The organism is Enterobacter sp. DNB-S2 (assembly GCF_019443845.1).
GTDB lineage: Bacteria > Pseudomonadota > Gammaproteobacteria > Enterobacterales > Enterobacteriaceae > Enterobacter > Enterobacter asburiae_B.
The window spans coordinates 4,500,220-4,522,591 of the sequence record NZ_CP050520.1 but is presented as its reverse complement, the minus strand read 5'-3'; the positions used below and the strand labels follow the sequence as shown (position 1 = coordinate 4,522,591).

Genomic DNA, 22,372 nt, shown 5'->3' with positions numbered 1-22,372 from the left:
ATGAACGAACTTCCAACGCGTTACGAAATTTCTAGCGTAATTAATAAGTTGAAAGTGGGTGTGGTAGACAGAACCTACGTTGCTCAATGGGCTTTTTCAATTATTGATGCGGATGATATTAGAATCACCGATCAAGTTGCCTGGAAAGTGATTCAAAGCTTAGGTGCTGTCGATCTTCCTTCCTCAGATCGAGATTACTTGTATGGTATTGATGATTTTAATGATTGGTTGCGATTATTGGAATCATGATATTAGAGCTCCCGGCCGCCAATCCGGGATCTTACTTTTATCGGTCAGGAAAAAGAGACAAGGTGGGTGAAGGTCCATTACCTGCAACGACTAACGCTATCATCGATACCCTTTCTGAAACCGGAGATTTTTCAATAGGCTCCGCAGACTATGCTGCTGATGGTGCAGTAGCTCTGAGAGCCTGGCGATAGGTGACAGTTACTGCAATAAAGCTCTAAACGCCCTGGAAGGTAAGCATCAGGGTGTTGCAAATACCATAAAAAACCTGATGAAAACTGAAGCCTGGTCAGCTATTGGGGGAGATGGCAAATCAGGCTCTGGATGGGAATTAGCTCGCAGTGGAAGGTATGGATGCGCTGGCAGCATTGGCTCTACGCAGGATTGTCAAAGCAAAAAAGGCTGCATCCCGCAGCCTTTTCTCCTCACATTCACCCTTTCGGGAACACCCAAACATGCTTCTCAGGCAACGAAAGATGGCAGTGCTGCGGATCCCGAACCTCATGCCCATACGCGCGGATCACAAAATCATCTCCCACCGTGCGGAACAGGTACTCCCAGCGGTCGCCGAGATACATGCTGGTGAGCAGCGGCAGCTCAAGCTGATTTTCCCCTGGCCCCTCGACCACCGCCACGCGCTCGACGCGGATCACTGCCGTCGCTTCTTCACCGCTCTGCACCCCTTCACCGGCCTGGCCCCACAGCACCCAACCTTTTCCTTCAATACGCGCTTTGCCGTCGCGCACTTCGGTGACTTTGCCGTGCAGGCGGTTGTTGCTGCCCATAAACTCGGCGGTAAACAGCGTTTTCGGCGAGCCGTACATCTCCTGCGGCGTGCCCTGTTGCTCAATTTTGCCGTTGTTAAGCAGCAGGATGCGGTCGGAAATCGACATCGCTTCGTTCTGGTCGTGCGTCACCATCAGTGCCGATAGCCCGAGCTTGATAATCAGCTCGCGCAGGAACACGCGGGCCTCTTCGCGCAGCTTGGCGTCGAGGTTGGAAAGCGGCTCGTCCAGCAAAATCACCGGCGGGTTGTAGACCAGCGCCCGGCCAATCGCCACGCGCTGCTGCTGCCCACCGGAGAGCTGGTGCGGGTGGCGTTTGCCAAGATGGCCCAGACCAAGCTGGTCCAGCACGTCCTGCACGCGCTGCTGGATCTCTTTGGCCGGGACTTTACGCAGCTTGAGCGGATAGGCCACGTTCTCAAACACGGTCTTGTGCGGCCACAGGGCATAGGACTGGAACACCAGCCCAAGGTTACGCTCTTCCGCTGGGATCTCACTGCGCGGCGTGCCGTCGTAAACTTTATTATTGCCAATGACAATGGACCCCTGCGTCGGTTTTTCCAGACCCGCAACGGCGCGCAGGAGGGTGGTTTTACCGCTGCCGGAGGGGCCTAACAGGGAGACCACTTCGCCGCGCTTCAGGTTCATGGAGACACCTTTTAAAACAGGATTGTCGCCGTAGGTTAAGTGCAGATCGTCAACCGCTAATTCAATCATGTATTTTCACTCCGAAACGAAGGGCAATGCCCAGACCTACCACGACCAGCAGGATGTTAATGAAAGAGAGCGCCGCCACGATATCGATGGCACCCGCGGCCCAGAGGGAAACCAGCATCGAGCCGATGGTCTCCGTGCCGGGTGAAAGCAGGTACACACCCGTTGAATATTCACGCTCAAAGATCAGGAACATCAGCAGCCACGAACCGATAAGGCCGTAGCGGGAGAGCGGGATGGTGACGTGGCGGGTGATCTGCCCGCGCGTCGCCCCGGTGCTGCGCGCGGCTTCCTCAAGCTCTGGCCCTACCTGCAGCAGCGTGGAAGAGATCAGCCTCAGCCCGTAAGCCATCCACACCACGGTATAGGCCAGCCAGACGCTGAAAATGGTGCTGCGCAGCGAACGCAGCCAGACGATGACGTTTTCACGCATCCAGTCGGTCCAGGCGAACCCGGAAAGCCAGCCGGATTTCAGCGAGTTATCCAGCCACATCGGCAGGAACAGGAACACCCACAGGAACGCCAGACCCGCCAGCAGGCCAGGCACGGCGCGCGGCACCAGCACGCTGTAGTCCAGAAAACGCGTGGTGTTGTCCGGCTTGCGGTGCATGGCAATGCCGACAAACAGGTAGCACACCACGGCCAGCGCGCCGCCAATCACGCCAATCGCCATGGAGTTGACGATGGCGCGCAGCAGGTTGGGCTGCGCCCAGATGGTGCGGAAGGTGTTCAGAGAAAGCTCGTCCCACAGCGAAACGCCCACGCCCCAGTTGGAGATAAACGCGCGCAATACCACGCCGAGCAGCGGAACGCCGATGGTGACGGTGAGCCAGAAGGCAATCACTCCGCCAGCCACCCAGCGCCATTTACCCAGCGGCAGCGCGCGGGCGTGCGAAGCCTTGCCCTTCATGGTGACGAAGCGGTTGGCGGTGCGCATCAGGCGACGCTGGAGCATCACCAGCGGGATGGTGATGCAGATCAGCACCACGGCAACCGCCGCCATCAGGTTATAGGATGGGGTGCCCATCTTGTTCGTCAGCTTATAGAGATAGGTCGCCAGCACCATGTTGCCTTCCGGGTCGCCGAGGACCAGCATCAGGCCGAACACTTCCAGCCCGAGGAAGAACAGCAGCACGGTGGCGTACAGAATGGACGGGCGCACCATCGGCAGGCTGACGGAGGTCATGACCTGCCAGGGCGACGCGCCCGCGGTGCGTGCGGCTTCTTCCACATCGGAGCCCACGCTGCGCAGCGCTGACGAGATATACAGATAGGCGTGCGGGACGTGCGTCAGGCCGGCGATGACCACAATGCTCGACATGTCGTAGATATTCCACGGCACAAAACCAATCAGCGCCTGAGCCCACTGGGAGAGAAAGCCCACCGGACCGGCGGCCACCACGTAGCCAAAGCCCAGCACCATCGGTGAAACGAAGATCGGGACCAGGATCAGCGGCTCAATCAGCCGGCGGCCGGGCAGGTCGGTACGCACCATCAGAAACGCCAGCACGCCGCCCAGCGGAATGGAGATAAAGACCAGCCCGAAAGCAAGAATAAAGCCGCTTTTCAGGGCCTTATAAAAATCAGGGTCGGTGAAAATAAATTCAAATGATTCAAAGCTCCACTCTTTTGACGGCGAAAAGAACGGGGCGGACAGGAAGCTCTGTATCACGATAAACGACAGCGGCGTATAGATAACCAGGGCGGTTATCAGTACGACGATGCCTCGCGGCAGGCTTTGCCACTTTCTGCGTAATGTATTCATGGGGTATCCCTGGTGTTGCGGCCCAGAAAAACGAACTCAGTCGATAAGGGAGCGCGGCGGCCTGCGCCGCGCTCAGACGCTTATTTACCGGCGGCGGTACGCCACTCTTTGATGTACTCCAGGCGTTTTTTCGGCTGCAGGTATTCCAGCAGCGTTTCATCAACCGGAATTGGCTTCAGCGCGTTGCCGAGGATTTTGGTCAGGCCGTCGATATCGTTTTTCCCTTCGATATCGTTACGAATGGAGGGAATATCCGCCTGATTGGCCAGAATGTTTTGCCCTTGTTCAGACAGCACATAGTCCAGCCACAGCTTCGCGGCGTTGCTGTTTTGCGATTGCTGGCTGATGAACGACACGCGCGACAGCACCAGGGTGTAATCTTTTGGATAGGAAATGCCGAGCGAAGGATCGTTCTTCGCGCGCGCTTCCGCGTAGGAACCGAGGATGTTGAAGCCGATCAGGTTTTCACCGGAGGAGACGCGCTCCATCATGGTGCCGGTAGACGACTGCACTGATAAGCCACCTTTGGCGACGTCGGCCAAGGTTTTGAAGTAATTAGGATCGGCGTTGTGATCCTGAACCGAGAGCATAAAGCCCAGACCCGATTTTTCGATGTCGTAGGTGGTGACTTTGCCCTTGAATTTGTCCGTCTGGCTGGCAATCAGTTTCGCCAGCGCGGCGTGAGAATCCGGCACGTCGCCAGCCGGGATCAGGCGCTTGTTGTAGATAAAGACCACCGGCTCATAGGTAGTGCCATAAGCCTTATCCTTCCAGACCGCCCATTTCGGCAGCTGGCTTTGCTCCGGCGATTTATACTCCATGGCGTAGTCGGTGGCGAGCTTCAGGCCGGTGTCCATAGAGGAGCTCCAGACCACGTCGCCGCTCACGCCACCGGAGGCCTGTTCGCTGATGAAGCGGTTGTACAGCTCGGTGCTGTTCATGTCGTTGTATTCGACTTTAATGCCCGGGTAGGTTTTTTCGAAGCCCTGGATCAGCGGTCCGGCGGCCTTGATGTCGGTGGTGGAGTAAATAACAACCTTGCCCTCTTTCGTTGCGGCATCAACAACTTTTTGATATTCAGCAGGATAGCCCTGCGGCAGGGCAGAGAGTGCAGAAGCAGAGAACAGTACAGTAGCGGTAAGCAGAGAAATTCGGAACGTGTTCGACATTATAGTTAACCTTTTAGTTACATTTGAGGAACTAATTGTCAACATAGCGTATCGGGCTCCACCCACAAGAGGGTGAAGCGGGCAATGATTCCGAAGTGTGATTGTCGCCGTCGTTTCAGCAATTAACACCATAAAATCCGCGAACGTTAGCCTGTGAACGGTTCTGGATTACGGTTTATCGGGCGCTTTGCGGTATAACCTTCGCGGATGACCAATATTGCCATACAGCATTTCGACGCTGATTAACCCGCTCTCCACGCAGTATTCAAGGTAGCGGCGCCCCGTGGTTTTGCTGATCCCCACGTTTTCCACCACCTCTTCAACCGACATCGCATCGTCGGGATGCTCGGCGAACAGGCGTTTAATCCGTTCCAGCGTTTGGGGTTCAATGCCCTTCGTCGACGGCGTAATGGAGGCTTCCGCGGCGGGAAGATTAAACAGGCGATCCAGCGCATGCTGGTCGACCACCTTCACCTGCTGCACGGTGTGGATGAAACGCATAAACCGCTCCAGCGAGGCGTGCAGGCGCTGGAAAAAGACGGGCTTAATCAGGTAGTCAAACGCGCCGCTGCGCATGGCGTGGCTGCAGGTCTGCATATCGCTTGCGGCGGTGATGAAAATCACCGAGCATTCGTAGCTTTTCAGTAGCGGATTATCAATTAACTCCACGCCTTTACCGTCCGGGAGATAGTTGTCCAGCAGGATAAGTCGCGGCTGGTGCTGACGAATCAGGCTGCATGCCTGCTCAATCGACGCGGCGATGCCCACCACGCGCAGATGGAAATTCTGCTCGATATACTCGCGATGCAGCTCCGCCAGGTGCGGCTCATCTTCAACTATCACAACGTCAAGTGGTCGGGTCATGCTGTTGCCCATTCGGAATAAACACAGAAAAAATAGTGCCCTGTGGCGTGTTGTCGGCAATCTCAATGCTGCCGCCGGCCTTGTCGATATATCCTGCCACCAGGAACAGGCCAATACCGTGCTCGGTACCCACAATGTCGTTTTCGCTGTCCGGCTTGCTGCTGAATCCCTGGCGGAAAATGTGCGGCTTCAACGCATCGTCCACCCCGCAGCCCCGGTCAGCCACCTCGATCAGCAGCTCCTGGTTACGGTCAGAAATGTAGAGTTCTACCGGCGCGTGGACCGGCGCGTTGAGTGTCGCCTCCACGGCGTTGTCCAGCAGATTACCAATAATGGACATCAGCTCCGTTTCACTCAGCGCGGCAGGCATGCGGGTGAGCTGGCAGGCGGGGTCAAACAGCAGCTCGATGCCTTTTTCGCGCGCGCTGACGTATTTTCCGAGCAGCAGCCCGCACAGCGCCGGGGAGACAAAATGGGCTGAGACAAAGTCCAGCACGCGCTGCGCGCCTTCTGACTGCACCTGGATGTAACGGATGGCCTCGTCATAGTGTTTCATCTGCAGTAGCCCGACCAGAGTGGCGGTCCAGTTCAGCTGTTCGTGGCGCATAATGCGCAGGTTATCCGCATAGCGTTTGATCTGACTGAGCTGGCTGCTGAGCGTGTTGATGTCATTTTTGTCGCGAAAGCTGTATACCCAACCGCTTTCAACGCCCGGTTCGACCTCAATGGCTACCCGGTTGACGATCACCTCGCGCTGGTTCAGCACCGCAATCTGGTCGTGGCTGCCAGCGCTCACCGAGGCGTAGCGCTGGGATAAAAACCCCGGCGCCGTCTGCAGAATGTCTTCCAGCGGTTTACCGATAAGTTCTTTCTCACTTTGCCGAATATCCAGCATTTCGCGTGCCGCGCGGTTAATTAAAATCAGCTGCTTCTCGCCATTAACGGCAAATACCCCTTCGTACATGGCTTCTAATAGCGCGCGCTGCTGCAAAACCAGCTGAGCGATATCTTTCGGCTCCAGCCGGAACATCTGTTTTTTTAAATTGCGGGTAAACAGCCAGGAGAAAATAAAAAGCAGCAGCAGAAGCGCTGCGCCGTATAGTCCGGACTGCCAGAGAATGCGGGCGTTAATATTGGCAATATACGAGGTCAGATAGCCGACCGAGACAATACCAATCACCTGATGCTGCGCGTTGAAGATGGGCGCTTTGCTGCGTAGCGACACGCCAATCCCGCCCTGACGCACGGAAATAATGGTTTTGCCCTTTAACACCTCCGCATTATCGCCGCCGATCATCGGTAAATTAATACGCTCCGGGGATTCCGAATGATAAAGGTGCTGCTCCTCGGTATCGCCAATCACAATGTAGCTGGCATCGCTTTCGGCGCGCAGCGGCTGAATTAACCGGGCTATTCCCGGAATATCTCTGGCCGCTACCATTGCCGCCAGACCCGGCATCAGCGCGATCTGGCTGGCCTGAACCCGGGCGCGCTGGCCGAGATCGTGATGGAGCTGTCGGTCAATAAAATGAAACAGGATTGTTCCCAGCAGAACTAACAGCAGGCAGGAGAAGCACACCAGCGCTAAAAACAGCTTTACCTGAAAAGAGAGTCTGCGTTTCATTCAACCTGCGGAAGTTATGTAAAAGTGACATTTGCCGAGCCTGACATGGGCCAATAGCGGACGCAATCTGGCGAGAAAAGAGTTGTGACCTGGCTTTTCGTTTTCGGCGTTATAGCCATCAGGATCCCGTAAGGCTATGCTTCATTCAGCACGATAATAATTACAGAGGCAATGTCATGGACAAAGAACTACTGGATGCGGGTTACCGGGCCTATACCGGCGAGAAAATTGACGTTTACTTCAATACCGGGATCTGCAAACACTCAGGTAACTGCGTGCGTGGGAGCGCAAAGCTGTTTAATCTGAAACGTAAGCCGTGGATCATTCCCGATGAAGTGGACGTTGAAACGGTTGTACGCGTGATTGATACCTGCCCGAGCGGTGCGCTGAGGTATCGCCAAAAATAAGCGAGGAACCATGGATATTTTGGAAGGCCATAACAAGTTTTACGTCAATGATGCGAACGGCAACCAGGTTGCGGAGATTGTCTTTGTACCGACCGGCGAGCACCTGAGCATTATCGAGCACACCGATGTGGATGAGAGCCTGAAAGGGCAGGGCGTCGGTAAACAGCTGGTGGCGAAAGTGGTGGAGAAGATGCGCGGTGAGAACCGTAAAATTATCCCGCTGTGCCCGTTCGCGAAGCATGAGTTTGATAAAACGCGGGAATATGACGATATTCGGGCGTAAATAACACCGGCGATGGCCGGTGTTTTTTTATCTTACCTGCTCAAACAGCAATACCATCGCGATCAGCACCATTATCCCTCCTGACGCCATGCTCACCCTACGCGCCGCCTGTGGCCGGGTCGCCAGTACCGCTTTCGAACCATACCCCACCAGCAGATAGACCAGCGTACAGGTAATAAGGTGCATCACGCCAAGCGCGGACATCTGCATCGCTATCGACCAGCTTCCGGTCGGGTCGGTAAACTGCGGAAGCAGCGCCAGGAAAAGTAAAAACACTTTCGGGTTAAGGCCGCTAATGCAGAGTCCTTTCACCGCCCACTGTCTCCAGTTTCCCGCATGGTGGGTGGCCTTTTCCGGTGCGGCCGGGTGACGCAACAGTCCGATGCCAAGCCAGAGGAGATACACGGCCCCCGCAACGGTCAGCCCGGTTAACGCCAGCGGATGCTGAGCAATCACTACGCCCACGCCAGCCACCACAATCAGCGTAGCTAACAGATGCCCGGACATTAACCCCATCACCGCCGGTACCACGCGTCGCCCGTTAATCCCGGCGCTAATGGCGTAGGCCCAGTCGGCGCCCGGCGTCATGATGAGCAGAAAAGAAACCACCCAAAAGCCGGCCACAATACTCATTTCCATCGTCGTGAAAACTCCCGCAGTGCGTCAAACGTTGAGAAAAAGAATATCGCTAACCCTGCGAAATAGGCTTTCAATGTTATGCTCATAACACCGTGAAAATGAGAAAATCTTCCACATGGATAGCATCGATCGAAAAATTCTTGCTGAGCTACAGTCTGATGGCCGTTTATCCCTGACCGAGCTGGCGGAAAGAGTGAATCTGAGCCTCTCGCCGTGCCATCGTCGCGTGCGGGCGCTGGAGCAAAGCGGGGCGATAACGGGATACCGTGCCAGCCTCGACCCCGCCAAAATGGGGTTCAACTTCCTGGCGATAGTGTTTGCGACGCTGAAGGAGGGTGACAGAAAGGCGGTTAGCGCGTTTGAAGCGGCGGTGGAGGAAATTCCGCAGATCGTGCTGGCACAGCGTCTGTTTGGCGATCCCGATTATCTGATGCACGTCGTGACCCGCGACCTGTCCGCTTTCCAGAAACTCTACGACGAGAAGCTCTCCGCCATGCCCGGCGTGCAGCACCTTCGCTCTACGCTTGTGATGAAAACGGTCGTGCAGGACAGACCTTTTCCGCTGTAAATGGCCTGCCCGGCAGCGCGCCGGGCAGGAAAGGGGATTAGCCGACAAACATCACCGACACGCACAGCACGCCGACGATCAGCGTCAGCAGGTTGCCAATGGAGCGGTACTGTTTCAGTGACGGGATCAGATACGTCGACAGCGTCGGCATGATAAACAGGATCATGGCGATAAGCGGGCCGCTGATGGCGTAAATCATCGAAATGGCGTTCGGGTTAATGCAGCAGACGGCAAAGGTGATTAACGACACCCCCATAATGGAAATCGCGCGGTTAAAGGCGCGGCTCTTTTTCACGCCCACCTGATTGAGCGACGACTTCACGATCTCCGTCGCCCCTTCAATCACCCCAAAATAGGTGCCGAGGAACGATTTCGACATCGCAATAATCGCCACGATAATCCCGGAAATGCCCAGCCACGCCGGAGAAGAAGGCATCATCGACAGCGCGGACAGGATCGTTACCCCTTGCTCTTTGGCGGCCACAATGTATGACGGCGGAATTGAGAGCAGGCAGCTGAAGACAAAAAACAGCACGCTCAGGCAGATGATCAGGTACGCCACCTTCATGATTTTCTTACATTTATCCATGGCGCCGTCGGCAAACTTCTCGCGACGGTCAACGGCAAACGTTGAGATAATCGGGGTATGGCTGAAAGCAAACACCATCACCGGAATCGAAATCCATACCTGATGCAGCGTATGACGATCGAACGCCATCTGGCTGGTCAGCAGCGAAGGTTGCCAGCTTCCGGTCAGATAGAGCGAGACAAACAGAAAATAGGCAATCAGCGGAAACACCAGGAAGCCCATCACTTTTATCGTGATATGGCGCCCCATCAGGAAGATCAGATTCAGAACCAGCACCACTCCCAGGCTGACCAGAACGCGAACGGCGGTATCCACCGTCAGGTGTTTCGCCAGCTGCTCCGTGAGCGAGTTGGTGATGGCCACCGCATAAATCTGCACCACCACAAAGAAGGCGATGAAATAGAGCGTGGTGATCAGGTTGCCAATCTTCCTGCCGTAATAGTGCGAGACGGCGCCGGTGATCCCTTCATTGCCTTTTGTTTTTGACGACAGGATAAATTGCGCCAGCGCCCGGTGCGGCCAGTAGGTTAAGGGATAGGCCACGAGGGCGGTAATAAACAGGACGATAGCGCCTGCGGAGCCCAGCTGAATGGGCAAGAACAGCGTTCCTGCGCCCACGGCCGTGCCATAGAGAGCGAAACTCCAGAGAGTCTCATCTTTTGACCAAATTTTCGACATTAGAGCAACGTATCAACTATCAAACCATCGGAATGGCGTGCAATTTACCATAGTTATGCCTGAAGAGCGCAGTTGCTTCGACGGAGTTTGGCCGGAACGGGCGTCCGGCCAAAGGCGGTTTAGCCTGCCAGGGCGCGCCGTTGCTGGCGACGCTTAAGAAATTTCTCGCGCAGGCTATCGTATGCCCAGTTATAGAACATGGTGTACGGTAGGAAGAACAGGAAGAAACCTATTTCCAGCGTGAATGCCTGAAGTAGGGTAACGCCCAGCACGGCGGCGACAATCGACACACCAATCACAATAAACCCGCATTCGAACCCCAGCGCATGGAGCGCACGTACTTTTGCGGTACGTTTGACGCGCTGAACGGGCCAGAAACGGTCGAAGCCGAAGTTATAAAGAATGTTCCAGAGCATGGCGGTAGTGGCCAGGATAATGGTCAACCCCCCCATCTCCACCACGGAACGCTGCATGAGCCACGCCGCCGTAGGGGCGAGGATCGCCGTAGCAATCCCTTCGAAACAGACAGCATGAAAGATCCGCTCCGGCAGTTTACGTTGGAGTGCATCCTGATGTTGCATAGTCATAGACCTCATTAATTCGCCGGTATGGGCGTTGATGCAGCCTATTTTCATCGCTAAAGCTGATATATTAAAGATAGTATCCATCGCTAAAGTAGATAGGTTATGCGCTATTCACCCGAAGCCCTTAAGGCGTTTGTCGAGACCGTTGCGGCGGGCTCTTTTTCCGCTGCCGCGCGAAGGCTGCGTAAAAGCCAGTCGACGATCAGCACGTCAATTGGCAATCTTGAAGCCGATCTGGGTTTTGAGCTGTTTGACCGCTCGGCGCGCCAGCCGGTGTTAACGGTCCAGGGAGAACAGGTGCTGGGCTATGTGCAGGCGATCCTGGCCGCCAGCACGCGGCTGGATGAGCTGGCGGTATCGCTAACGGCGCAAACGGAGGCGCGTCTGACGTTTGTCCTTTCCGATACCCTCAACCCGGACGTGCTGGAAGAGATGATGAAGCAGTTTGACGCGCATTTTCCCCATACGGAATTCGAATGTCTGATTGGCGAGGAAGAGGACGTGATCGATCTGCTGCAAAAGGAGCGAGCGCAGATTGGCCTGACGGAAGCGCGCGACAGTTACCCTACGGATATTGGCGTCACCCGCCTGCCGATGCAGACCCGCATGGCGATCTACGTCGCGACCACGCATCCGCTGGCCGGACAACATGACGTTCAGCATGACGAGCTGCACGGCTGGCGAGAGCTGCGGCTCAGCACCTATCTTGAGCGCGAGGCTGAGATCGCGCGCGGGCCCGTCTGGTCAGCACCGAATTACCTGTTACTCTTGAGTATGGCGGTACAGGGATTTGGCTGGTGCGTGCTGCCGTGCGCGCTGGTGGATGAATTTGCCGCCGCGAAATCCCTGGTACAGCTCAATGTTCCCGGTTGGCCGCGGGCGATCGGCATCGATCTGCTGTGGAATAAACGATCCCCTCCCGGCGTTGCCGGGAGCTGGCTGCGGCAGTATCTGCAGGATGCGCGCTGATCCTTGTGATTAAACTCACTATTTTTAAACAATTAAGATAATTGCCAGTAACAATCCTCTACTATCGTCATGTCATTTAACATAGAGGTCGTGATGAAAGATGTCGTAATAGTGGGTGCGTTGCGTACAGCTATCGGCTGTTTTCAGGGAGCGCTCGCGCGTCACTCGGCGGTTGACCTGGGCAGCGTGGTGGTAAAAGCGCTGGTGGAACGCAGCGGGATCGCAGCACATGAAGTTGATGAGGTGATCCTGGGACAGGTCCTCACGGCCGGTGCCGGGCAAAACCCTGCGCGTCAGGCGGCGCTGAAGGGCGGGCTGCCCAATACCGTTTCGGCCATTACCATTAACGACGTCTGTGGCTCAGGATTAAAAGCGCTGCATCTCGCGACGCAAGCCATTCAGTGTGGTGAAGCGGACGTGATCATCGCGGGCGGGCAGGAGAATATGAGCCGCGCGCCGCACGTGTTGACCGACAGCCGGACCGGCGCACAGCTGGGCAACAGTCAGCTGCTCGACAGCCTGGTGCATGACGGGCTGTGGGATGCGTTCAATGACTATCATATGGGCGTGACGGCGGAAAACCTGGCGCGCGAGTACGGCATCAGCCGTGAGGTGCAGGATGCCTATGCGCTAAGCTCGCAGCAAAAAGCGCGTGCGGCAATTGATTCCGGTCGTTTTCGCGACGAGATTGTTCCGGTCCGCACGCAGCGTCAGAGCGGCGAGCCTGTCATCGTGGATACCGATGAACAGCCGCGCACCGACGCCAGCGCTGAAGGCCTGGCGAGGCTGAACCCCGCGTTTGAAATGCAGGGCTCGGTGACGGCGGGAAATGCCTCTTCCATTAACGACGGCGCTGCCGCCGTTATGATGATGAGCGAAAGCAAAGCCCTTGAACTCGATCTTCCGGTCCTGGCCCGCATCAAGGCGTTCGCCAGCGTAGGGGTTGATCCTGCGTTAATGGGGATCGCACCGGTCTACGCGACCCGCCGCTGCCTGGAGCGCGCGGGGTGGCAGCTTTCGGATGTGGATCTGATCGAAGTGAACGAAGCCTATGCCGCGCAGGCGATCTCCGTCGGGAAAATGCTGGAATGGGATCCTCTGCGGGTCAACGTTAACGGTGGCGCGATCGCGCTGGGCCATCCTATCGGTGCGTCCGGCTGCCGAATCCTGGTTTCGCTGGTTCACGAAATGAAAAAGCGCAATGCCCGCAAAGGGATTGCCACACTCTGTATAGGCGGCGGGCAAGGAGTGGCGCTGGCCATCGAACGCTAACCTCTTCTCATTAAAAATGACCTCCTCCGGGAGGTTTTTTTTCGCGTCCTTTTTCTCCCGGCGGTTGAATTGTGATCCGAACATCATTTTCGCTATAAACAAAAATAAAAATGAAACGTTGTTTTAAATATAATTGAAAAGCCCGCTTTATGCCGATAGTATGTGCTCATTATGAAAAACGGAACGCTGTTTCGTTTATTCCCGCCTTCGGGCATGATCACATCTGGAGGTTACCGTGGACGTCAGAGAAAGCATCCACAGTGCGCACGCCAAAACGCTGGATACTCAGGGGCTGCGCAATGCATTTTTAGTCGAGCAGGTATTCGAGGCCGACAGGTACACCATGGTTTACAGCCATATCGACCGCATCATTGTGGGCGGGATTCTGCCCGTCACGAAAAGCGTCTCCGTGGGCGGTGAGGTCGGTAAACAGCTGGGCGTGAGCTACTTCCTCGAGCGTCGCGAGCTGGGGGTGATTAACATCGGCGGGCCGGGCACCATCACCGTAGACGGAAAATGCTATGAGATTGGCCATCGCGAGGCGCTGTACGTGGGTAAAGGGGCGAAAGACGTGGTCTTTGCCAGCATCGACGGCAGCAGGCCCGCGAAGTTTTACTACAACTGCGCGCCGGCTCACTCCACCTACCCAACCAAAAAAGTGACCACCGCAGACGTCGCACCCGTGACGCTGGGCGACAACCTCACCAGCAACCGCCGCACCATCAATAAATACTTCGTGCCGGACGTGCTGGAGACCTGCCAGCTCAGCATGGGATTGACCGAGCTGGCACCGGGCAACCTGTGGAACACCATGCCGTGCCATACCCACGAGCGCCGCATGGAAGTCTACTTCTACTTCAATATGGATGAGGACGCCTGCGTATTCCACATGATGGGACAGCCGCAGGAAACGCGCCATATCGTGATGCACAACGAGCAGGCGGTGATTTCACCGAGCTGGTCCATTCACTCCGGCGTAGGGACGAAAGCCTACACCTTTATCTGGGGAATGGTGGGTGAAAACCAGGTCTTTGATGATATGGACCACGTTGCGGTCAGCGATCTGCGCTAGTCGCGGGCGGTGAAGCATAAACCTGCCTGTGAGTGACAGGCTCTGAAAGAGTAAGGAATAAACATGATTCTGGATGCATTCTCTCTGCAGGGGAAAGTGGCTGTGGTTTCCGGGTGTGACACCGGGCTGGGTCAGGGAATGGCGTTAGGCCTGGCGGAAGCGGGCTGCGATATCGTCGGAATTAATATCGTTGAACCGACTGAAACCATCGAACGCGTGACGGCCCTGGGCCGCCGTTTCCTGAGCCTGACCGCTGACCTGCGTAAAATCGATGCCATTCCTGAACTGCTGGACCGCGCGGTGGCTGAATTCGGTCATATCGACATTCTGGTGAACAACGCCGGGCTGATCCGCCGCGAAGACGCGATCGGCTTCAGCGAGCGCGACTGGGATGACGTGATGGATTTGAACATCAAGAGCGTATTTTTCATGTCCCAGGCGGCGGCGAAGCATTTTATTGCCCAGGGGAAAGGCGGCAAGATCATTAACATTGCCTCTATGCTCTCGTTCCAGGGCGGCATCCGCGTGCCGTCGTACACCGCGTCCAAAAGCGCCGTAATGGGCGTGACCCGCCTGCTGGCAAACGAATGGGCGAAACATAACATCAACGTGAATGCGATTGCGCCGGGCTACATGGCGACCAACAACACGCAGCAGCTGCGTGCGGACGAGCAGCGTAGCGCGGAAATCCTCGACCGCATTCCGGCGGGACGCTGGGGTCTGCCGAGCGATCTGATGGGGCCGATTGTCTTCCTGGCCTCCTCTGCATCGGATTACATCAACGGTTACACCGTGGCTGTAGACGGCGGCTGGCTGGCGCGTTAATTCCACCTCTATTAAGAACCTCTGCCTGTGGGCGGAGGTTTTTTTTGCGCAATAATTGGCTTAGTCCATATCGATAAAGATGAAAAATCCATACTAAAAAATCGCAAATGACGGCAATCACACTTTTATTGCTTAAATATTAACTGATTAGTAAAAATACGTGATTATTCGCCACGAGTTGAAATTGTAATGTCCATCACAGAACCGTATGCCGTAGCGGAATAATCCATAACTTCGCGATTTCCTGCCTGACACTTTTCCTCGCTTTCTCGTAATTTCAGTTAACGAATTTTGCTGTTGAGGCAGGAAAAATATGACATCGATAAATGACTCTACCCTAATGCCCGCTGCGCTGCGTGATACTCGCCGCATGAACCAGTTTGTCTCCATTGCCGCCGCCGTGGCGGGCCTGTTATTTGGACTGGATATCGGCGTCATTGCCGGCGCACTACCGTTTATTACCGATCACTTTACCCTCAGCAGTCGCCTGCAGGAGTGGGTGGTGAGCAGCATGATGCTCGGCGCGGCCATCGGCGCGCTGTTCAACGGCTGGCTGTCGTTCCGCCTGGGGCGCAAATACAGCCTGATGGTCGGGGCGATTCTGTTCGTTGCCGGCTCCATTGGCTCGGCGTTTGCCGCTAACGTTGAAATCCTCCTGCTCTCCCGCGTGCTGCTGGGCGTGGCGGTGGGGATTGCCTCCTACACCGCGCCGCTTTATCTCTCCGAAATGGCGAGCGAAAACGTGCGCGGCAAGATGATCAGCATGTATCAGCTGATGGTCACGCTGGGTATTGTGCTGGCGTTCCTGTCTGACACCTACTTCAGCTACAGCGGGAACTGGCGCGCGATGCTGGGCGTGCTGGCCTTACCGGCGCTGGTGCTGATCGTCCTGGTGATTTTCCTGCCAAACAGCCCGCGCTGGCTGGCGCAAAAAGGGCGTCACGTGGAGGCGGAAGAGGTTCTGCGCATGCTGCGCGATACCTCGGAAAAAGCGCGCGAAGAGCTGAACGAAATCCGCGAAAGCCTGAAGCTAAAGCAGGGCGGCTGGGCGCTGTTTAAGATCAACCGCAACGTGCGCCGCGCGGTCTTCCTCGGCATGTTGCTGCAGGCAATGCAGCAGTTCACCGGCATGAACATCATCATGTATTACGCGCCGCGCATTTTCAAAATGGCCGGGTTCACCACCACGGAACAGCAGATGATTGCGACTCTGGTGGTCGGGCTGACCTTCATGTTCGCCACCTTTATTGCGGTATTCACCGTGGACAAAGCCGGGCGTAAGCCGGCGCTGAAAATTGGCTTCAGCGTGATGGCGCTCGGCACGCTGATTCTGGGCTACTGCCTGATGCAGTTTGATAACGGCACGGCCTCAAGCGGGCTTTCCTGGCTTTCTGTCGGTATGACCATGATGTGTATCGCAGGTTACGCGATGAGCGCCGCGCCGGTGGTGTGGATCCTGTGCTCCGAAATTCAGCCGCTCAAATGCCGTGACTTTGGCATCACCTGTTCCACGACCACCAACTGGGTGTCGAACATGATCATCGGCGCGACGTTCCTGACGCTGCTGGACGCGATTGGTGCAGCGGGAACCTTCTGGCTCTACACGGTGCTGAACGTGGCGTTTATTGGCGTTACGTTCTGGCTGATCCCGGAAACCAAAGGCGTGACGCTGGAACATATCGAGCGCAAGCTGATGGCAGGAGAGAAACTGCGGAACATCGGCGTGTGATTGTTTTGCATGTTAGAAGGCTTCACTCTATGCCGTAACTGGAAAAGAAAAAGGTGGCTTAGCCACAATAATAATGTGACTAAGATCACTACTAACTCTGGTAGGGAGTAGACACAGAGAGGGAACTGGCATTAGGATTTTTCTTAGATTGTTGAATTGTCGGGCCACCGCTATCAATTGAGCAAAGACGCGTTGCACCCGGAAAAAGAAGAATCACTATGTCAGAAATGGATTTAAGAAAAAGCACGGACCTCGACTTTCACCGTTTTGCCGCCCCGGCTGTAAGCGCAAAAGAGATAGATCTTCTGGGATTGTTTGAGGTCCTTCTGGCGGCGAAAAAACGTATCGCCGCCATTATCTTTACTTTCGCGCTGGTGGGGCTGGCCGTTTCATTTTTACTGCCGCAGAAATGGACCAGTAAAGCGGTGATCACCCCGGCAGAACAGCTGCAGTGGAACCCACTGCTCCAGATGATGGTGGCGTTACAGGTGCTTGATGTGGACGTGAAGATCACCCGTCCGCAAACTTTTGACCTGTTTATTAAAAAGTTCCAGTCACAGTCATTGCTCGAAGAGTATATGACAACCTCTCCTTACGTAACATCGAAGCTGCAAGGCACCACGGTGGATCCGCTTGAGCTGCATCGCGCGATAGTCAACATTTCAGATCGAATGAAAGCGGTGAATAACGCTCAGGGAAAAGAGGCGGATAAAACGCCTTATGTTTCCTGGACATTGAGCTTCACTGCACCGACAGCTGACGATGCGCAAGCCGTCCTGGCGGGGTACATTGATTATATCGCGGCTATTGTAGAAAAAGAGACGGTGCAGAATATCCGCAACCTGATCGCCCTAAAAACGAACGTCGTTGAGCAGCAGCTGGAACTGGATCGAGTTCGTCTGACCAATATTCACAATACCAACCTGCAGCGACTGAATTATTCGCTGGAAGTGGCAAATGCCGCAGGCATCAAGAGGCCGGTTTACAGCAACGGGCAGGCCGTAAAAGATGACCCGGATTACTCTGTTGCGCTCGGTGCTGACGGTATCGCGCAAAAGCTGCAGATTGAAAAAAATTTGAAGGACGTGACCGAGCTGAATGCGGATTTCCAGAACAGGGAATACTACCTTGCACAGCTGAAAAAGCTCTCCTTCGCCGATGTTAAACTTGAGCCATTCAGGTACCAGCTTTCTCCCTCCATGCCGGTGAAAAAGGATGGCCCGGGCAAGTTTCTGATTGTCGTTCTGGCGGCGCTTCTGGGGGGGATGTTTGCCTGCGGTAGCGTTTTACTGCGCGAGGCGATGCACACCCGTACTTCGCCGCCAGAGCCGGTGGGGAAATAAGCTCTGCAGTTTAAAAAGGCGCTGAATACAGCGCCTTTTTTTATGTACTTCGGTTGTGTTAAAAAAGAAACAAAGAAAAGGAGGGATGATGAAAACGATCGGCCTGTTAGGTGGAATGAGCTGGGAATCGACAATCCCTTATTACCGCCTGATTAATGAAGGGGTAAAGCAGCGTCTGGGGGGGCTGCACTCCGCAAGCCTGCTGCTGCACAGCGTTGATTTCCATGAAATTGAAGCCTGCCAGTCGAGCGGGGAGTGGGATAAAGCCGGAGAGATCCTGGCCCAGGTGGCGCTGGGACTGGAGCGTGCCGGCGCCGAGGGTATCGTGCTTTGTACCAATACCATGCACAAAGTGGCGTCGCATATTGAGGACCGCTGCTCGCTGCCGTTTCTGCATATCGCGGACGCGACCGGTCGTGCGATTGCCGCATCCGGTATGCGCCGCGTAGCGCTTTTGGGCACACGCTACACCATGGAACAGGATTTTTATCGCGGGCGTTTGCACAGTGAATTTGGGATCGAGAGCCTTATCCCGGATGAAGACGATCGGGCGCGCATCAATCAGATTATCTTTGACGAGCTCTGCCTCGGTACCTTCAGCGAATCTTCCCGGGCGTATTACGTCAGCGTGATTGAAAAGCTGGCGCAGCAGGGGGCAGAAGGGGTGATCTTCGGCTGCACCGAGATTGGCCTGCTGGTGCCGGCCGGGCGAAGCCCCGTCCCGGTATTTGATACCACCGCCATTCACGCGGCAGATGCCGTGGCGTTTATGCTGTCATAAGGGGTTTTGCAGGTCAGGTAAACGAAGCGCCACCTGACGCGCGTGCTCCATTAAGTGTTCGGTGAAAGCGTCCACCAGCGCGGAAGCCGGACGGTGCAGCGGGCGGATCAGGCTCACGGTGAACGGGACGGAGACGCTAAAGCGGCGGATGACGATCCCGCTTCCGGCATAGTCCAGCGCCGTGAGCGGATTCACCACCGCGACGCCGACGCCTGCACGCACCATCGCGCAAATCGAAGCCGCACTGTGCGTTTCCACCACCATTCGCCGTTTGACCTGATGCTCGGCAAACAGCGTATCCAGCAGCTGTCTGTAACTGTCTGTCTGCGAAAGGCTAATGTAGTTTTCCCCGTGGAAATCCTCCGGCGTGAGCACTGCCTTACCGGCAAGCCGATGTCCGACGGGCAGAACGCACACTTCATCTAACGAGATCAGCTCCGTGCGTGCCGTTCCCGCTGGCGTGGAAAGGGTTTCGGTTAAGCCTAAATCATGGCGCTGGGCCGAAAGCCACTCTTCTAGCAGAGGGGATTCCTGAGGAACGATAGTGAGGCTGACCTCCGGGTATCGGGCCAGAAAGGGCTGCAGCAGCATCGGCAAAAAGGATTGCGAAAAGACGGGCAGACAGACGATCGACAGCTCGCCCTGGCGAAACTCGCGCAGGCTTTCCGCAGCACTCACTATTCTGTCCAGTCCGTACCAGGAGCGCTGAACTTCCTCGAACAGGCGTAACCCCTGCACCGTCGGGTGAAGCCTGCCCCGGGTACGCTCGAACAGCTTCAGCCCCAGCACTTTCTCGAAGCGCGCCAGCTCGCGGCTTACCGTCGGCTGTGAGGTATGCAGCATCTGTGCGGCTTCGGTGAGATTGCCGGTGGTCATCACGGCGTGAAAAATCTCGATGTGGCGTAAATTGACGGCGGGCATAGGGCACCTGAAAGCAGATAACTGTCCATATCATTTTTGCATAGACTCGCGATAAAACGATATTTTTTATTCTCTTCGCGCTGTGGCGTAATCTTCAAAACGCATTTACCCGGAGAAGACCATGCCACGCCCGCTGAACCAGACTGAGACCGATTTGAACGCCGACAACCTGCTGCGCCTGCCTGCCGAGTTTGGCTGCCCGGTGTGGGTCTACGACGCGCAGATCGTTCGCGAGAAGATCGCCGCCCTGCATCAGTTTGACGTGGTGCGTTTTGCCCAGAAGGCGTGCTCCAATATTCATATTCTGCGCCTGATGCGTGAGCAGGGCGTGAAGGTCGACTCCGTTTCGCTTGGCGAAATCGAGCGCGCGCTGGCGGCCGGATTCGATCCGAAAGCCGACGGCGACGCGATCGTCTTCACCGCCGATGTGATCGACGATGCGACGCTTGCGCGCGTCCACGAACTGCAGATCCCGGTGAATGCCGGTTCTGTAGATATGCTGGAGCAGCTGGGCCAGGTTTCTCCCGGCCATCGCGTCTGGCTGCGCGTGAATCCAGGCTTTGGTCATGGTCACAGCCAAAAAACCAATACCGGCGGTGAAAACAGCAAGCACGGGATCTGGTATGCCGATATGCCTGCCGCGCTGGAGGTATTACAGCGCTACGGCCTGAAGCTGGTGGGGATTCATATGCACATTGGCTCTGGCGTGGATTATGGCCACCTGGAGCAGGTGTGCGGCGCGATGGTGCGCCAGGTTGTCGACTTCGGTCAGGATCTGGAGGCGATCTCAGCCGGTGGCGGCCTCTCCATTCCTTATCGCGAAGGCGAAGAGGCGATCGATACCGATCACTATTACGGTCTGTGGAGCGCCGCGCGTGACCAAATTGCCGCGCATCTGGGCCACGCGGTGAAACTGGAAATTGAGCCGGGTCGTTTCCTGGTGGCGGAAGCCGGCGTGCTGGTTTCGCAGGTGCGCAGCGTCAAAGAGATGGGGTCTCGCCACTTCGTCTTGATTGATGCAGGCTTTAACGATCTGATGCGTCCGTCCATGTACGGCAGCTATCACCACATTACCGCCCTGGCTGCCGACGGCCGTGATTTAACGCAGGCGCCGCGCGTTGAGACGGTCGTTGCGGGCCCGCTGTGCGAATCGGGTGACGTGTTTACCCAGCAGGAAGGTGGCAAAGTGGAGACTCGCGCGCTGCCAGAGGTCAAACCGGGTGATTATCTTGTGCTGCATGATACCGGTGCCTACGGGGCGTCGATGTCATCTAACTACAACAGCCGCCCGCTGCTGCCGGAAGTGCTGTTTGATAACGGCAAGGCACGGCTGATCCGTCGTCGCCAGACCATTCAGGAACTGCTGGCTTTAGAACTCATCTGATGAAAGTACGGCCCCGTTGTGACCGAATCGCGTAACACCAGCGTGCCGGTAAACGGCGGGATAGCATCGACCGGCTGGTTTTTTGCCAGCCGGATCGCCTGATCGATGGCCGTGACAATCATATTGTCGATGGGCAGATAAACCGATGAGAGCGCAGGCTCCAGCCATTTCGCGCTTGGGGCATCGTCAAAGCCGAACAGTGAAATATCCTGCGGAATTTTAAGCCCCGCCTGGTGTAACGCTTTGGACGCCCCCAGGGCCATATCGTCGTTACAGGCAAACAGGGCGCTAAACGGCACTCCGTCGGCAATCAACTCCTTGCACAGCTCGTATCCCCGCGTCATTCCCGCATCGCCGTACTTTATCCGACGCTCGTCCAGGCGAATGCCGTGCTTTTCCAGCGCTTTACGGTAGCCCATCAGCCGCGCTTTCCCGGTTGGGGTATGGATCGGAACGGTGATACAGGCGATCTCCCGATGGCCCTGGGCGATCAGGTAATCCACGGCCTTAAATGCGGCATCCTGCTGTTCGAAAAACACGCAGCGATCCGGCGCCTGGCTCACTTCGCGGTTAATGACCACCAGCGGCGTTTTCACGGTGTTCATCAGTTTGACGATCGCTTTTTCGCTCATGTAGCGCGTGTAAAGCACGATGGCATCGCACTGGCGATCGGCCAGCATCTGCACCGCCTGTTCTTCCTGTTCCGGCGCGTCGTGACCGTCGGTGACGATCAGCTGTTTCCCGTGAGTTTCCGTCTGCCGCGACGCCTGCTGGAGAAGACGACCAAAGTAAAAGCCGTCGAAGGTCGAGACGACCAGGCCAATGCTGTTGCTGGTCTGGTTAGCCAGCGAACGCGCGAGGAAGTTCGGGCGATATCCCAGCTCTTCCATCGCAGCAAAGACCTGCTGACGCGTACTCTCTTTAACCTGACCTGTGCCGTTCAGCACGCGCGAGACGGTAGCCTTCGACACGCCCGCACGCAGTGAGACATCCAGCATTGTTGCCATTCTACATTCCTGCTTCCACGTAATGATTTGCAGTTTAACACAGACCTCACGGGGTATAAGCGATGCGGGAAGCGCAAAACTTCTGCCACGATCACGCTTTTTGGTCACGATTCGTCTGGCCTGCGTGAAGTAAAACTAAATAGTCTGACTCTGG

General features: G+C 55.9%; 22 protein-coding genes. 12 read left to right on the top strand and 10 right to left on the bottom strand.

Features of this window, described 5'->3' with window-relative positions; all coding sequences use genetic code 11:
• On the top strand, window positions 1-249 hold the full coding sequence (locus HB664_RS21785) for a hypothetical protein (RefSeq protein ID WP_058841043.1): 249 nt from the start codon (window positions 1-3) through the stop codon (window positions 247-249).
• Window positions 250-677: 428 nt separating this feature from the next.
• On the opposite strand, the gene HB664_RS21780 is transcribed toward HB664_RS21785, so the two are convergent.
• The 5 genes from HB664_RS21780 to HB664_RS21760 form a co-directional block, all read right to left on the bottom strand.
• Window positions 678-1,748, bottom strand: coding sequence for an ABC transporter ATP-binding protein (locus HB664_RS21780; protein ID WP_039263304.1), 1,071 nt, complete (start codon window positions 1,746-1,748; stop codon window positions 678-680).
• The gene (locus tag HB664_RS21775) at window positions 1,741-3,510 is read right to left on the bottom strand and encodes an iron ABC transporter permease (RefSeq protein ID WP_219940206.1); all 1,770 of its coding nucleotides are present in this window, start codon (window positions 3,508-3,510) and stop codon (window positions 1,741-1,743) included. Before HB664_RS21775 ends, HB664_RS21780 begins: the two co-directional genes overlap by 8 nt.
• Before the next feature lie 80 nt (window positions 3,511-3,590).
• Window positions 3,591-4,679 carry an ABC transporter substrate-binding protein gene (locus tag HB664_RS21770; RefSeq protein ID WP_023309072.1) on the bottom strand — a complete coding sequence of 363 codons (1,089 nt, stop codon included), beginning with the start codon at window positions 4,677-4,679 and terminating at the stop codon, window positions 3,591-3,593.
• Window positions 4,680-4,847: 168 nt separating this feature from the next.
• Window positions 4,848-5,543, bottom strand: a complete 696-nt coding sequence (locus HB664_RS21765) for a response regulator (protein WP_219940205.1) — start codon at window positions 5,541-5,543, stop codon at window positions 4,848-4,850.
• On the bottom strand, window positions 5,527-7,167 hold the full coding sequence (locus HB664_RS21760) for a sensor histidine kinase (protein ID WP_048975230.1): 1,641 nt from the start codon (window positions 7,165-7,167) through the stop codon (window positions 5,527-5,529). The genes HB664_RS21765 and HB664_RS21760 overlap by 17 nt, the downstream gene beginning before the upstream one ends.
• Before the next feature lie 176 nt (window positions 7,168-7,343).
• On the opposite strand from HB664_RS21760, the gene yjdI reads away from it, so the two are divergent.
• Together yjdI and HB664_RS21750 are read left to right on the top strand one after the other, a co-directional pair.
• Entirely contained in the window at window positions 7,344-7,574 is a 231-nt protein-coding gene (gene yjdI, locus HB664_RS21755; protein ID WP_219940204.1) for a 4Fe-4S mono-cluster protein YjdI, read from the top strand.
• A gap of 10 nt (window positions 7,575-7,584) precedes the next feature.
• Window positions 7,585-7,857, top strand: a complete 273-nt coding sequence (locus tag HB664_RS21750; protein WP_008499687.1) for a GNAT family N-acetyltransferase — start codon at window positions 7,585-7,587, stop codon at window positions 7,855-7,857.
• Window positions 7,858-7,884: 27 nt separating this feature from the next.
• Here HB664_RS21750 and HB664_RS21745 read toward each other — a convergent pair whose 3' ends face one another.
• Window positions 7,885-8,496 carry a LysE family translocator gene (locus tag HB664_RS21745; protein WP_167819073.1) on the bottom strand — a complete coding sequence of 204 codons (612 nt, stop codon included), beginning with the start codon at window positions 8,494-8,496 and terminating at the stop codon, window positions 7,885-7,887.
• Window positions 8,497-8,611: 115 nt separating this feature from the next.
• Between HB664_RS21745 and HB664_RS21740 the strand changes: the two genes are divergently transcribed.
• The gene (locus HB664_RS21740; protein WP_029742214.1) at window positions 8,612-9,064 is read left to right on the top strand and encodes an Lrp/AsnC family transcriptional regulator; all 453 of its coding nucleotides are present in this window, start codon (window positions 8,612-8,614) and stop codon (window positions 9,062-9,064) included.
• A 37-nt stretch (window positions 9,065-9,101) separates the two neighbouring features.
• On the opposite strand, the gene HB664_RS21735 is transcribed toward HB664_RS21740, so the two are convergent.
• Together HB664_RS21735 and HB664_RS21730 are read right to left on the bottom strand one after the other, a co-directional pair.
• Window positions 9,102-10,331 carry an amino acid permease gene (locus HB664_RS21735; protein ID WP_048979854.1) on the bottom strand — a complete coding sequence of 410 codons (1,230 nt, stop codon included), beginning with the start codon at window positions 10,329-10,331 and terminating at the stop codon, window positions 9,102-9,104.
• A gap of 119 nt (window positions 10,332-10,450) precedes the next feature.
• Window positions 10,451-10,912 carry a multidrug/biocide efflux PACE transporter gene (locus HB664_RS21730; RefSeq protein ID WP_039263312.1) on the bottom strand — a complete coding sequence of 154 codons (462 nt, stop codon included), beginning with the start codon at window positions 10,910-10,912 and terminating at the stop codon, window positions 10,451-10,453.
• Between the two features lie 105 nt (window positions 10,913-11,017).
• Here HB664_RS21730 and HB664_RS21725 point away from each other — a divergent pair, with 105 nt between their 5' ends.
• The 7 genes from HB664_RS21725 (at window position 11,018) to HB664_RS21695 (ending at window position 18,906) form a co-directional block, all read left to right on the top strand.
• Window positions 11,018-11,884: a LysR family transcriptional regulator gene (locus tag HB664_RS21725; RefSeq protein WP_219940203.1), complete on the top strand. Its 867-nt coding sequence runs from the start codon at window positions 11,018-11,020 to the stop codon at window positions 11,882-11,884.
• A gap of 93 nt (window positions 11,885-11,977) precedes the next feature.
• On the top strand, window positions 11,978-13,156 hold the full coding sequence (locus tag HB664_RS21720) for an acetyl-CoA C-acetyltransferase (protein ID WP_219940202.1): 1,179 nt from the start codon (window positions 11,978-11,980) through the stop codon (window positions 13,154-13,156).
• Between the two features lie 235 nt (window positions 13,157-13,391).
• A complete protein-coding gene (kduI, locus tag HB664_RS21715) occupies window positions 13,392-14,228 on the top strand; it encodes a 5-dehydro-4-deoxy-D-glucuronate isomerase (protein ID WP_039263316.1) in 837 nt (278 codons plus the stop codon).
• A 63-nt stretch (window positions 14,229-14,291) separates the two neighbouring features.
• On the top strand, window positions 14,292-15,053 hold the full coding sequence (kduD, locus tag HB664_RS21710) for a 2-dehydro-3-deoxy-D-gluconate 5-dehydrogenase KduD (protein ID WP_219940201.1): 762 nt from the start codon (window positions 14,292-14,294) through the stop codon (window positions 15,051-15,053).
• A gap of 313 nt (window positions 15,054-15,366) precedes the next feature.
• Window positions 15,367-16,782, top strand: coding sequence for a sugar porter family MFS transporter (locus HB664_RS21705; protein ID WP_032660200.1), 1,416 nt, complete (start codon window positions 15,367-15,369; stop codon window positions 16,780-16,782).
• A 218-nt stretch (window positions 16,783-17,000) separates the two neighbouring features.
• The gene (wzz(fepE), locus tag HB664_RS21700) at window positions 17,001-18,125 is read left to right on the top strand and encodes an LPS O-antigen length regulator Wzz(fepE) (protein WP_219940200.1); all 1,125 of its coding nucleotides are present in this window, start codon (window positions 17,001-17,003) and stop codon (window positions 18,123-18,125) included.
• An 88-nt stretch (window positions 18,126-18,213) separates the two neighbouring features.
• The gene (locus HB664_RS21695) at window positions 18,214-18,906 is read left to right on the top strand and encodes an aspartate/glutamate racemase (protein ID WP_219940857.1); all 693 of its coding nucleotides are present in this window, start codon (window positions 18,214-18,216) and stop codon (window positions 18,904-18,906) included.
• Here the strand turns inward: HB664_RS21695 and HB664_RS21690 are convergent.
• Window positions 18,901-19,827 carry a LysR family transcriptional regulator gene (locus tag HB664_RS21690; protein WP_219940199.1) on the bottom strand — a complete coding sequence of 309 codons (927 nt, stop codon included), beginning with the start codon at window positions 19,825-19,827 and terminating at the stop codon, window positions 18,901-18,903. The genes HB664_RS21695 and HB664_RS21690 overlap by 6 nt on opposite strands.
• 121 nt (window positions 19,828-19,948) lie before the next feature.
• Here HB664_RS21690 and lysA point away from each other — a divergent pair, with 121 nt between their 5' ends.
• Window positions 19,949-21,211, top strand: a complete 1,263-nt coding sequence (lysA, locus tag HB664_RS21685; RefSeq protein ID WP_047060034.1) for a diaminopimelate decarboxylase — start codon at window positions 19,949-19,951, stop codon at window positions 21,209-21,211.
• Here the strand turns inward: lysA and HB664_RS21680 are convergent.
• Complete coding sequence (locus HB664_RS21680; RefSeq protein ID WP_033146449.1) at window positions 21,181-22,218, bottom strand: LacI family DNA-binding transcriptional regulator; 1,038 nt, start codon at window positions 22,216-22,218, stop codon at window positions 21,181-21,183. The genes lysA and HB664_RS21680 overlap by 31 nt on opposite strands.
• Between the last annotated feature and the right edge of the window lie 154 nt (window positions 22,219-22,372).

Coding starts and splice junctions, on each gene's coding strand:
- HB664_RS21690 (WP_219940199.1), bottom strand. CDS start 19,827: ATGCCCGCCGTCAATTTACGCCACATCGAGATTTTTCACGCCGTGATG.
- HB664_RS21765 (WP_219940205.1), bottom strand. CDS start 5,543: ATGACCCGACCACTTGACGTTGTGATAGTTGAAGATGAGCCGCACCTG.
- kduD (WP_219940201.1), top strand. CDS start 14,292: ATGATTCTGGATGCATTCTCTCTGCAGGGGAAAGTGGCTGTGGTTTCC.
- HB664_RS21730 (WP_039263312.1), bottom strand. CDS start 10,912: ATGCAACATCAGGATGCACTCCAACGTAAACTGCCGGAGCGGATCTTT.
- lysA (WP_047060034.1), top strand. CDS start 19,949: ATGCCACGCCCGCTGAACCAGACTGAGACCGATTTGAACGCCGACAAC.
- HB664_RS21785 (WP_058841043.1), top strand. CDS start 1: ATGAACGAACTTCCAACGCGTTACGAAATTTCTAGCGTAATTAATAAG.
- HB664_RS21740 (WP_029742214.1), top strand. CDS start 8,612: ATGGATAGCATCGATCGAAAAATTCTTGCTGAGCTACAGTCTGATGGC.
- HB664_RS21745 (WP_167819073.1), bottom strand. CDS start 8,496: ATGGAAATGAGTATTGTGGCCGGCTTTTGGGTGGTTTCTTTTCTGCTC.
- HB664_RS21760 (WP_048975230.1), bottom strand. CDS start 7,167: ATGAAACGCAGACTCTCTTTTCAGGTAAAGCTGTTTTTAGCGCTGGTG.
- HB664_RS21770 (WP_023309072.1), bottom strand. CDS start 4,679: ATGTCGAACACGTTCCGAATTTCTCTGCTTACCGCTACTGTACTGTTC.
- HB664_RS21780 (WP_039263304.1), bottom strand. CDS start 1,748: ATGATTGAATTAGCGGTTGACGATCTGCACTTAACCTACGGCGACAAT.
- HB664_RS21695 (WP_219940857.1), top strand. CDS start 18,214: ATGAAAACGATCGGCCTGTTAGGTGGAATGAGCTGGGAATCGACAATC.
- HB664_RS21725 (WP_219940203.1), top strand. CDS start 11,018: ATGCGCTATTCACCCGAAGCCCTTAAGGCGTTTGTCGAGACCGTTGCG.
- HB664_RS21720 (WP_219940202.1), top strand. CDS start 11,978: ATGAAAGATGTCGTAATAGTGGGTGCGTTGCGTACAGCTATCGGCTGT.
- HB664_RS21705 (WP_032660200.1), top strand. CDS start 15,367: ATGACATCGATAAATGACTCTACCCTAATGCCCGCTGCGCTGCGTGAT.
- HB664_RS21750 (WP_008499687.1), top strand. CDS start 7,585: ATGGATATTTTGGAAGGCCATAACAAGTTTTACGTCAATGATGCGAAC.
- HB664_RS21735 (WP_048979854.1), bottom strand. CDS start 10,331: ATGTCGAAAATTTGGTCAAAAGATGAGACTCTCTGGAGTTTCGCTCTC.
- yjdI (WP_219940204.1), top strand. CDS start 7,344: ATGGACAAAGAACTACTGGATGCGGGTTACCGGGCCTATACCGGCGAG.
- HB664_RS21775 (WP_219940206.1), bottom strand. CDS start 3,510: ATGAATACATTACGCAGAAAGTGGCAAAGCCTGCCGCGAGGCATCGTC.
- HB664_RS21680 (WP_033146449.1), bottom strand. CDS start 22,218: ATGGCAACAATGCTGGATGTCTCACTGCGTGCGGGCGTGTCGAAGGCT.